General features: G+C 33.1%; 6 protein-coding genes and 3 tRNA genes. 2 read left to right on the plus strand and 7 right to left on the minus strand.

What is annotated here, in order from left to right:
• Positions 1–578 precede the first annotated feature (578 nt).
• The 5 genes from T410_RS13970 to T410_RS13990 form a co-directional block, all read right to left on the minus strand.
• On the minus strand, positions 579–4,652 hold the full coding sequence (locus tag T410_RS13970; protein WP_035672865.1) for a hybrid sensor histidine kinase/response regulator transcription factor: 4,074 nt from the start codon (positions 4,650–4,652) through the stop codon (positions 579–581).
• Positions 4,653–4,854: 202 nt separating this feature from the next.
• Complete coding sequence (locus T410_RS17360) at positions 4,855–5,109, minus strand: phage integrase SAM-like domain-containing protein (protein WP_193743749.1); 255 nt, start codon at positions 5,107–5,109, stop codon at positions 4,855–4,857.
• A gap of 395 nt (positions 5,110–5,504) precedes the next feature.
• Positions 5,505–5,578, minus strand: a tRNA-Arg gene (locus T410_RS13980).
• A 21-nt stretch (positions 5,579–5,599) separates the two neighbouring features.
• Positions 5,600–5,674 (minus strand) — tRNA-Pro (locus tag T410_RS13985).
• 20 nt (positions 5,675–5,694) lie between these two features.
• Positions 5,695–5,778, minus strand: a tRNA-Ser gene (locus tag T410_RS13990).
• Between the two features lie 229 nt (positions 5,779–6,007).
• Here T410_RS13990 and T410_RS13995 point away from each other — a divergent pair.
• Both T410_RS13995 and T410_RS14000 read left to right on the plus strand, forming a co-directional pair.
• On the plus strand, positions 6,008–7,186 hold the full coding sequence (locus tag T410_RS13995) for an acetyl-CoA C-acyltransferase (protein ID WP_035672870.1): 1,179 nt from the start codon (positions 6,008–6,010) through the stop codon (positions 7,184–7,186).
• Positions 7,187–7,258: 72 nt separating this feature from the next.
• A complete protein-coding gene (locus tag T410_RS14000; protein ID WP_035672872.1) occupies positions 7,259–8,020 on the plus strand; it encodes a C40 family peptidase in 762 nt (253 codons plus the stop codon).
• A 60-nt stretch (positions 8,021–8,080) separates the two neighbouring features.
• Here the strand turns inward: T410_RS14000 and T410_RS14005 are convergent, their stop codons facing one another.
• Both T410_RS14005 and gyrA read right to left on the minus strand, forming a co-directional pair.
• Positions 8,081–9,349, minus strand: coding sequence for a tetratricopeptide repeat protein (locus T410_RS14005; protein ID WP_035672874.1), 1,269 nt, complete (start codon positions 9,347–9,349; stop codon positions 8,081–8,083).
• A gap of 50 nt (positions 9,350–9,399) precedes the next feature.
• A complete protein-coding gene (gene gyrA, locus T410_RS14010; RefSeq protein ID WP_035672876.1) occupies positions 9,400–12,024 on the minus strand; it encodes a DNA gyrase subunit A in 2,625 nt (874 codons plus the stop codon).
• Positions 12,025–12,089: the final 65 nt, after the last annotated feature.

Genomic DNA, 12,089 nt, shown 5'->3' on the forward strand with positions numbered 1-12,089 from the left:
TAATAATTTTCTTAATTTTTAATCTCTTTTTATATTGTTTTTTTAACTATACTGTTATGCTGCAGATATAGGTAAATAAAGATGTAAAACAGGCTCCTACAATTCTCCGGTAAAAGCAGTTTTTCTGCTTTATGAAATTTTAAATCGACCTAATTATAAACATTCCTAATACATATAATAATACTGCAGCAGTACAATTATAAATGCAAAGTAATGTCTAGTCAGAAGGTTTCAGGAGGGGTAAATTGGAAAAAAAAGGAGGGTAAATTTACAATTAAGCTGTTTTTTTACCAATAAAATTGAATACTATTAAAAAAAGTTAATTATATTTTACACAAAACATAATTATTGAATTAACACAACTATTCTATTAGATCCATTAAAAATTCGATAACACTACTTATTTCCTGGATACAGAAACTAAAATAGACATGAATTAAATATACAGTTGGGAATATTTGTAAGCGATAATAGTATTTAAACTCGCTTAGATGTAATTATAAATAACATCAGTCGAATGATCTGCAGTGGTAGATCACTCGAACTGACAAAAATTAAGACCGAATTAAACTAACCGATTATTTGACAATATTTGTATCAGCATTAAAAGAACTTTTATATTTTTTAATATACTCTGAAGGAGTCATAGCAAAAAGTTTTACAAACTGTTGTCTAAAATATTTCGGGTCTTCAAAACCGACCTCAGCACTTGCTTGGGCGATATTAATATTTTCAGTTATCATTAACATCGCTGCTCTTCTTATTCGCACCGAACGTATGAATGCATTCAAGGTTTGCTCAGAAATGATTTTAATTTTAGTATAAAGAGTTCTATGACTCATTCCCATTTCAGCCGCAAAATTTTTAATAGTAAAATCTCGTTTGTGAATATTTGCCTCTATAATGGTAATGCATTTTTTTAAAATCTCTTGGTATTCTGCCGGAACCTTCTGAGTATTCTCTTTAAGAGTTATGCTATCCAAAAAGTACTTACGCAAACTACTACGACTCCTTAACAATGATTCAACACGAGCAACAAGAATATCATCGTCAAATGGTTTTGTAATATAATCATCTGCCCCATCACTTATGCCTTGAAGATGGGTTTCTGGATTTTTTGACGCTGTTAACAATATCACAGGGATATGAGACAGACTACTATTTTCTTTTATCTTTCGGCATAATTCAAGACCATCCATAACATCCATAGCGACATCACTAAGCACCAAATCAGGCATGTATTTCTTAGTCAGTTTTAAACCTTCTTCGCCATTATCAGCACTATAAATTATATAAGTATCCGAAAACAACTTGATCAAATAATTCCTTATATCAGTATTATCGTCTATAATTAAAAGTGTACGCTTATCCGTGAGCATTACTTTATACAACTCATTATCTGAAGTTACATCAGTTAAAAGTTCAACATTTTCGCCCGCTTCATCAGCCATTAATTCTTCAACCAATGCACTTCTTTCAGGAATAACAGTGCTAATTTGGAAACCTTCAAAATGATCTTGACCTTTTAAAAAGTTCAATTTAAACACACTCCCTTTCCCCATTTCGCTACTACAACTTACAGTCCCTTTATGTTTCTCTACAAAATACTTAACTATAAAAAGCCCGATTCCAAATCCTGTCCCAACTGATACTTTAGAATTTATTTGTTTGAATTTCTCGAAAATAACTTCTAAATTATTTTTTTCTATTCCACCACCACTATCTGAAATCTCTATACTAACATCCGTTTCATTTTCAGCTAACATAAGACTAATCACCCCTCCACTAGGAGTATACTTGAAGGCATTCGACATCAGATTAAACAAGGATATTTCTACTTTTTCATAATCCCCTATTATTTCAATGTTCTTTTCTGGTATTTGAAAAGTATAATCAATATTTTTATCTTTTGCCTGGTTTACAAAACATTGAAAAACTTCATAACAAAGATTATTTACATTTATGGTAGATATTCTAAGTTCATCTGCATCATTTTCAGCCTTATGAAAAAGCAACAACTGATCTACTAAACTTAAAAGCCTTCTTGCATTTCTATGCGCAATTATTAAATCGCTAACAGAAGAACTATTTTCGACATTTTCTTTTTGAATCGCTTTTTTTAATGGATTGATAATCAATGATAAAGGCGTACGGAACTCATGAGAAATATACGTAAACATTGATGATTGTTTTTCGGCAATTTCCTTTTCCTTTTTTCCCTCTAATTCGGCAATTTTTACTTTGTACTTTAATTTTTCTTTATTTTCATTGTATTTTATGTAGGCATAAATAATTCCTGCTCCCACCAATAAATAGAAACTATAAGCCCACCAAGTTCTATACCATGGCGGTAACACTACAACAGTAATTAGACTTTCTTCCTTATTCCATCCTCCTCTAGAGTTTGTGGTTTTAACTTTAAAGACATACTTTCCTTCTGCTAATCTTGCATAATTTGCCTTTCGGACTTGGCCAACATAATTCCATCGATTTTCCCAGCCCTCTAAGTAGTACGCATACTTTATTTTATCGGCATTATTATAATCCAGTGCTACAAATTCTAACGATACCGTTGTTTGATCATAAGGTAATTTTACCTCTTTGATGTTACCCGAATCCCAGTCTGAGATTAGTTCATTTTTACTTTCTTCAATAGGCTGGTTATTTACATAAAAATTAGTCAATAGTAAATTATTCTTCTGATTTAATTCTTTAATGTCCTCAGGAAAAAATGAGTTAAATCCGTTTATGCCTCCAAAAATAAATTCCCCTGTAGACAATTTAAGACCCGCATTAAAACTAAACTGGTTGCTTTGTAAACCATCATTTTCTGAAAAATTTCTAAAAGTCCTTTTCTTATTATCAAACCTACAGAGTCCGTTATAAGTACTCATCCATAAATCCCCCTCTTTATCTTCTAACAACCTTAAAATCGTATTAGAAGGCAAACCATCGTCTGTAGTCAGTCTTTTAAATGTGTTTGTTTTCCTGTCAAACAATAACAATCCTCCTTCTTGAGTACCCAACCATAAATTTTTGTTTTTATCCTCGAGTATGCATCTAATAGGATTTCCAATAGTGATTTTCTTGTATTTTCTGCCTTCATTTTCGATAAAAAATAATGAATTATAATTGCCTCCCCAAAGTTTCCCATCGCTCGTCTCAGTAAGGCATTGTAAATTATCGATTGCTTTATCAAAGAGTACAAAACTATTTTTAGCTCTATCAAAAAAGTACAAAGAACCTTCATTAGTAGCACTAGCCCATATATGTCCCTTAGAATCCTTATACATAAACCATATATTTTTCTCTATACGCTTCGTAAATGGATTGTAACAAGAAAAATGACTTATAGTATTATTTGCAGGATTAATACGATTAACACCTCCAGCCCAAGTTGATAACCAAATTTCATTATTACTATCTCGTATGATACTGGTAATAAAATTACTGCTGATTCTATTAGTAGAGTTAGCCGAACTATTATAAACCGCATATGTATTTAATTTTCTATTCCAATACTTCAAGCCTGCCCCATCAGTACCTATCCATATGTTTTTCTTTTCGTCTTCACAAAACGACAATATAAAATTTTCGGCAGGGTCACTCTCTTTTGCATTATGTCTAATAGTCTTAAAGTACTTTGGGTTACTGCCAATCATACTGATTCCTCCGCGTAAGGTACCAATCCATTTGTTTCCTGCTGTATCTTGATACAAACTCCATATCGAATTACTTTTTACAAGTTTATTACCTCTTCCAGAATTATATGGAACAGCTTTTTTGCTTTTACCTATTACTTTATAAATACCACAACCATCTGTAGTTAGCCACATCTCCTTTTTCCTATCTATAAGAATTTGAGTAACAGTACATTTATCTGAAAAATAATTATCTGAAAGCAAAGCCGATTTAATGTTAAGTAGATAAAGACCTTCATCTGTTCCAAGCCAAAGATTGCCATCTAAAGAAAGCTTCATACATTTCACATCCATTAATAGCGGATAAATGACCTTTAGTTTTTTGGAATTATAGATATATTTACAAACACCTACATTTTTTACATATACCCAGCAATATGCTTTTATTTGGTCATTTTCAAGAACTGCAGCGTCATAACTATATTTAACCTCTCTATTATCTAATCCTTCTAACGCGACATTCTTACCAATAAATGATCCATTTTCAAAAATAAGCAAACCTAAATTTTGTGAGGCTACCAATACTCTTTCTTTTGAGACTGATTTTATCTGACGAATGCTATTTTTTAATATTTTTGGCGTATTATTCGATGAAATATATTCAACAGAATGAAAATCAGCACTTTTTTTATCAAAAATACACACTCCATTAGAACCTCCCACCCAAATATTTTTTTTAGAGTCTCCTTCGATATGATAGATGTTATTAAATAACAATGATTTTTTATCATTAATCTTGTTACGATACACTTTAAAATTATACCCATCATACCTGTTTAATCCGTCATAGGTACCAAACCACATATAACCATCACTATCCTGATATATTGCGGCCACTGAATTGTTAGACAAACCATCAGATATACCAAGAAATTTAATGGTATGATCTTGTGAGAAACCGGATAAAGAAAAACCTATTAATGTTAGAAAATGTAAAACAAAATACTTCAAAAAGCGATAAATTTAAAGGGTTAAGTAATTTGATTGTAAAAGTGCAATTATAAACTAAATTTGTTTAAAACTAACATAAATAGTTACACAAAATCATTCTTCATTTTGTTCAAATTAATACCTTATTTATCTCTAAAATCTGCAAGACTATGTAAATTAAAAAAAAAGATAAGAGGCCGAAACTACACACTTTCAATTAGAATTACTTTAAGATTCCTTTTTTGTAAATAGAGCGCAAAGTCCGTAAATACAAATGAATTGTAGGTTTAGAATTCCTAATGCTAACATTGTAATTCTTAAAACGCATCAAAATTTCATAATCCAAGTTTTGCAAACTCACGTTTTTGCCAAAATTCCCAAATTGCGCGATCACATTCTCATAACAGCGCACGTTTCCAAGCAGCTTATTTTTGGCCTTCAAATCATGTTTTCCCACATTTTCAGCAATAGCCTTCATGTAAGTAATCAATTTATTGGCATAATCCAAAAATCCAATTTACGAAAAATCCATTGCAAACATTTCCTGATACATTTTTTCAAAATCGGAGCCAAAATATCATAATCAGGATGCTTACTTGAAACCATTTTTTTCATCGGCAATAAAATGATCAACTACACAAGAAGTAATCGTTTTTGATTAGCATTTATTTTGGTGCGCAATTTCCACCACCAAAGGAAAACCTTCTTCAGTTTCTTTACGCGAAGTAATAAGTTTGATCTCTATTTTCATGTTCGTGATTTGTTCGTGAAAATGTCTTAAAATGTTGTTTTTTGTTGTTTAAAATGTAAGAAATTATAAAATACAAATTTCACAAAACGCAAAAAACCCACTGAAAACAGTGGGTTTTGTTGTGAAGGCAGAAGGATTCGAACCTTCGACCGCCTGCTTAGAAGGCAGGTGCTCTATCCAGCTGAGCTATGCCTCCATTGCTCATAAAAAAAACTAGTCGGGGTGGCAGGATTCGAACCTGCGGCCTCCTGCTCCCAAAGCAGGCGCGATAACCGAGCTACGCTACACCCCGAAGTGCAAAAAAAAATTAAGCGGAGGGACAGGGACTCGAACCCTGGCACCGATTACTCGATGACAGTTTAGCAAACTGCTCCATTACCACTCTGGCACCCCTCCAAGCTCAAAGAAACGTGTCTTGTTTTGCGGTTGCAAATTTAAGACATCTTTAGACTTCTCACAACTATTTGAGGTCTTTTTTTCAATATTTTTTATCCTTTTTACAAAAACACTTCACAATCAAACATATAGAATGAAAATATTTTTAAAAAATGATAATGGTATAATCAAAATTTGAAATTGTTTAAAAAAGATTAAATTTGCTACATAAACCAACATTTTATAAGTTATGAACAAAAGAGTTGTTATCGTTTCTGCCGTTAGGACACCTATCGGAAGTTTTATGGGGGGATTATCTACAGTTACCGCTCCACAGTTAGGCGCAGTAGCTATTAAAGGTGCTTTGGAAAAAATAAATTTAGATCCAAATTTAGTCGATGAAGTATTTATGGGCAATGTAGTTCAGGCTGGCGTTGGTCAGGCTCCTGCTCGTCAGGCAGCTTTGTTTGCCGGCTTACCAAATACAGTCGCATGCACCACAATAAATAAAGTATGTGCTTCTGGAATGAAAGCTGTTATGTTAGGCGCACAAGCAATTCAATGTGGTGACGCCGAAATTGTAGTAGCTGGAGGAATGGAGAATATGAGTTTAATTCCGCATTATTTGCATTTGAGAAATGGAACTAAATTTGGTTCTGCAACAATGATTGACGGAATGCAGAAGGATGGACTGACTGACGCATACGATAACAGCGCTATGGGAGTGTGTGCTGACTTATGTGCCGCAGAATACAAATTAACCCGTGAAGACCAAGATAACTTCGCAATTCAATCATATGAGCGTAGTGCGAAAGCATGGGATTTAGGAAAATTTGACAACGAAGTTGTTCCTGTTGCTGTTCCACAAAGAAAAGGAGATCCAATTATAGTTTCTAAAGACGAAGAATATACTAATGTAAAATTAGATAAAATACCATCATTAAATCCTGTTTTCACAAAAGACGGAACAGTAACTGCAGCCAATGCATCTACAATAAATGATGGAGCAGCTGCAGTATTATTAATGAGTGAAGAAAAAGCAATCGCTTTGGGTCTAAAACCTTTGGCTTATATAAACGGATACGCTGATGCCGCACAAGAACCAAAATGGTTCACAACATCTCCATCTAAGGCAATTCCTAAAGCTTTAGAAAAAGCAGGAATAGCAATTAACGATGTTGATTATTTTGAATTCAACGAAGCTTTTGCCGTTGTCGGTTTAGCTAATTCAAAAATTCTGGGATTAGATAACAGTAAAGTAAACATAAATGGTGGTGCTGTATCTTTGGGACATCCATTAGGTTGCTCAGGAGTAAGAATCATTGTAACATTAATAAATGTTTTAGAACAAAATAACGGTAAAATTGGAGCAGCTGCAATTTGTAATGGCGGTGGTGGAGCTTCAGCAATTATTATCGAAAGAGCCTAAAATAATTATAAGTTATGGGTTATGAGTTTTGGAACTTATAACCCATAATTATTAACTCATAAATTGACCTAAATGTTCGGAATTTGTAATCTAGCTATTATCCCACTTCGATTTGAACCAAGTGACAGAAGCGAAATCGTTTCTCAAGTTTTATTTGGAGAACATTTTGAAATTTTAGAACAATTGAAACAATGGTCCAGAATACGAATGCAATATGATAATTATGAAGGCTGGGTAGACTCTAAACAATACCAACTGATTTCCGAATCCAGTTTTAATCAATTGTCTAAAGACGCAATCATTCTGAATGCAGACCTAATAGAATACATTACTGCTCCAAATAATTTATTAATTCCAATTCCACTTGGATCGTCAGTGTCATTTTTAAATTACAATGAAATCAATACTCCAAATTTTGATTTCGAAGGAACAAAAATTAGCGGTATAAAACCCAAAGAAGGTTTAATCAATACAGCCTTTTTATATTTAAATGCTCCATATCTATGGGGAGGAAAAACACCTTTTGGAATTGATTGCTCTGGTTTTACACAAATGGTTTATAAACTCAATGGATATAAATTATTACGCGATGCCTCGCAACAAGCACTACAAGGAGAGGCTTTGAGCTTTATAGAAGAAAGCGAACCCGGCGACTTAGCTTTCTTCGATAACGACGAAGGCAAAATTATTCATGTAGGTATCATTATGGAAGACAACTACATTATTCACGCAAGTGGCAAAATACGAATTGACAGGTTAGATCATCTGGGAATCTATAATCCTGAGACTAATAAACACACTCATAAATTAAGGGTAATCAAAAAAATAATCTAAAAAAAAACCTATCAAGAATAAACTTCAAGATAGGTTTTTTTTATTATTCGTAAAAGAATATTACATTTTAGCTTTCAATGCTTTTTTCTTTTCAGTCATTTCTAATGCACCATAAACACCTAGCAAAGTAGCTTTAACTTCGTTGTTTTTAGGATCTAATTCGCTCGCTTTTTCTAAATAAGGCAAAGCATCAGTAAATACCGCTTCTCTTTGTTTTTTAAGAACTAAGTAACGTTTATTATCTTTTTCTGAGTTTCCTAATTTGCTCATCTCATCAAAAAGTTTTTTATCAGCATCCAGCTTCATAATAGCAAGATTAAGGTAAGCATTTACATAATCAGGTTTAATTTCGATAGCTCTCTTATAGTACTTCTCTGCTTCAACTACGTTTTTAGCATTGTAACTAATTACTCCTAAATTAAAAATTAAATCAGCATCATTAGGATTTTTTTCCAAAACTTCTGAAATTAATTTTTTGTAAGTATCAAAATCTTTCGTCTCTAAATACAAGTTGGCTTCAGTCAAAATCAATGAAGTGTCTTCTGGATTTGCTGCTCTAGCTTCAGCAATTGCTTTTTTAGCTTCTTCAGTTTTTCCTTTTTCTACTAAAATTAAAGCCATATTTTTATAGATCTCACCTCTTTTTGAAGGAATAACTTCTGTTCTTGGTTTATCATGAGTACCTAATTTAACCATTCTATCTCTTTCTTGAGCAGTTGTAAAAACATCTTCTTCGCTGGTTAATTTATTCACTGCAAAATAACTTGTACCTTTTCCTGAATAATTTAAATTTTTCAAATCTTCATATAATCTAAGTGCCGAATCATATTCTTTAGCATTTACATAAGTAGAAGCGGCATAATACAAATTTATTGTGTCTTTTTTATCTAACAAATAAGCATCATATAACTTTTTAGCACCTTCAGAATGTTTTTCAATTTTAGAATCCGCTATTGCACCATTAATTAATTTAAATTTTATCTGTGTAATTGACGTAGCTGCTTGAGTTGAGTATTTAGCTTTTCCAGAAGCTTGTTCAACAGCAATTAAATCTTGATAAGCTTTAGCAGCAAGTGAAAGATTTGCATCAACATCTACATTTTTATTTGCTAAGTCAAGTAACGCATTTCCTTTAACAAAGAAAAATTGTGCTTTCTCAGCATCAGTTGCATTAGCAATCAAAGATTCAGTTCCTTGTAAAATTGTTGCAGCTTCTTGAGAATTTCCGCCTTTTAACGCTTTTTCGGCAGCTTTAATTTGATCTTTTTGAGCAAAAGTAGCTACTGATATCAATAATGCTGATGCAAGTATTACATATTTACTTTTCATAATATTCTTGGTTTTTGTTTAATAATTATTCTTTTTTTACATTCTTTTTTTTAAACTTCATCGTCAGACTCTTCGTCTTCGTTATCATCTTCAGAATCATCTTCATCTTCAGAATCATCCTCTTCATCATCCTCTTCTGTCCCTTCGTCTTCAAGTACTTCTAAAACCGGTTTTACTCTTTCGATAGCTCCAGTTTCGACAACATTACCTTCTTCGTCAACAACTACTTCTGCAACGTCGTCTTTCATTACTTTTGTAACTGCTGCAATCGAGTCATTCCCTTTAATGTTAATCAACTTTACTCCTTGCGTAGCACGTCCCATAACTCTTAAATCTTCGACAGCCATTCTGATGGTTAATCCAGATTTGTTGATAATCATTAAATCATCAGCATCAGTAACTGCATTAATAGAAATCAGTTTACCTGTTTTTTCGGTAATATTTAAGGTTTTAACACCTTTACCACCACGGTTTGTAATTCTGTATTCATCAAGGCTTGAACGTTTTCCGTATCCGTTTTCCGCAACAACTAATATTTCGCTGCTCATATCATTCACAGTAACCATGCCAATAACTTCATCAGTATCATCTTTAAGAGTGATTCCACGAACTCCAGAAGCTGTTCTTCCCATTGGACGAGTTTTAGTTTCTTCAAAACGAACTAATTTACCGGATTTTACAGCCAAAATAATTTGACTTTCTCCATTAGTTAATTTTGCTTCTAATAATTCATCCCCTTCCTTGATAGTAATCGCAGCAACACCATTAACTCTAGGTTTAGAATATTTCTCTAAAGATGTTTTCTTAACCTGACCTTTTTTAGTCACCATAATAAGGTTATGGCTGTTGATATAGTCTTTATCTTTTAAATCTTGAGTACAAATAAACGCTTTAACTTTATCGTCGCTTTCAATGTTCACCAAGTTTTGGATTGCTCTACCTTTAGCTGTTTTACTTCCTTCAGGTATTTCATAAACACGCATCCAGAAACATTTACCTTTTTGAGTAAAGAACATCATATATTGGTGATTCGTTGCCACAAACATGTGTTCTAAGAAATCTTGATCTCTTGTTCCAGCGCTTTTTTGCCCAACTCCTCCTCTATTCTGAGTTTTGTATTCGGTAAGATTAGTACGTTTAATATAACCTGCATGAGAAATTGTGATTACCACATTTTCATCGGCAATTAAATCCTCAATACTTACATCTCCACCAGAATATTCAATTATAGAACGACGCTCATCTCCATATTTATCACGAATTTCAGTCAATTCTTCTTTAATCAAAGCAATCCTCAAGTTTACATCTGCTAATAAAGCTTTCAAATGCTCTATTAACTTCATGATTTCATCGTATTCCGTTCTTAACTTATCTTGTTCCAGACCTGTTAATTGACGCAAACGCATTTCAACAATTGCACGGGATTGAATATCTGATAAATTGAACCTTTCGATTAATTTTTCTCTTGCTTCTTCGGTACTTTTTGAAGCTTTGATTAAAGCAATTACTTCGTCAATATTATCAGAAGCAATAATCAAACCTTCTAATATGTGTGCTCTTGCTTCCGCTTTTTTCAATTCAAATTGGGTTCTGCGAGTCACCACATCATGACGATGTTCGATAAAATAATGAATCAAATCTTTCAGATTCAACATTTGCGGACGCCCTTTTACAATTGCAATATTGTTTACACTGAAAGAAGATTGTAATTGTGTAAACTTATATAGCGTATTTAAAACCACATTGGGTGTAGCATCACGTTTTAAAATATAAACGATACGCATTCCGTTTCTATCCGATTCGTCTCGGATATTAGCAATACCATCTATTTTTTTATCATTTACTAAGTCGGCGGTACGTTTAATCATATCCGCTTTATTGACTTGGTATGGAATTTCGGTAACGATAATACACTCACGACCATCCACTTCTTCAAAACCAACTTTGGCACGCATTACAATACGTCCTCTCCCAGTTTTAAATGCTTCACGAACGCCTTCATATCCATAAATAATACCACCTGTAGGAAAATCAGGAGCTTTGATATGGTTCATCAGCTCGTCAACTTCAATATCATTATTATCCATGTACGCTAACGTACCATTGATCACCTCAGTTAAATTATGAGGTGGCATATTCGTTGCCATACCTACCGCAATACCTGTTGCACCATTTATCAATAAGGTAGGAACACGAGTTGGCATTACTGTTGGCTCTTCTAATGTATCATCAAAATTTAATTTAAAATCAACTGTTTCTTTATCTATATCTGCCAAAATTTCTTCAGAAATCTTACGCATTCTGGCCTCCGTATAACGCATCGCTGCAGGACTATCGCCATCTACAGAACCAAAATTACCTTGACCGTCAATCAATAAATAACGCATACTCCATTCTTGTGCCATACGAACCATAGCATCATAAACAGAAGTATCACCATGTGGATGATACTTTCCTAGAACTTCCCCGACAATTCTTGCGGACTTTTTATGGGCAGATCTAGAGTTAACTCCTAAATCATGCATTCCAAATAATACTCTTCGATGTACTGGTTTCAAGCCATCTCTAACATCAGGAAGAGCTCTGGATACAATTACAGACATCGAATAATCGATGTAAGCAGTTTTCATTTCATCTTCAATGTTAATAGGAATTAACTTTTCTCCTTCAGACATAAGTTGTTATATTAAAAAATTATATTAGTTTCAAAACGTGCCAATATACGGCTTTTTGAAATTTT

The sequence above is a fragment of the Flavobacterium sp. 83 genome (assembly GCF_000744835.1).
Lineage (GTDB): Bacteria > Bacteroidota > Bacteroidia > Flavobacteriales > Flavobacteriaceae > Flavobacterium.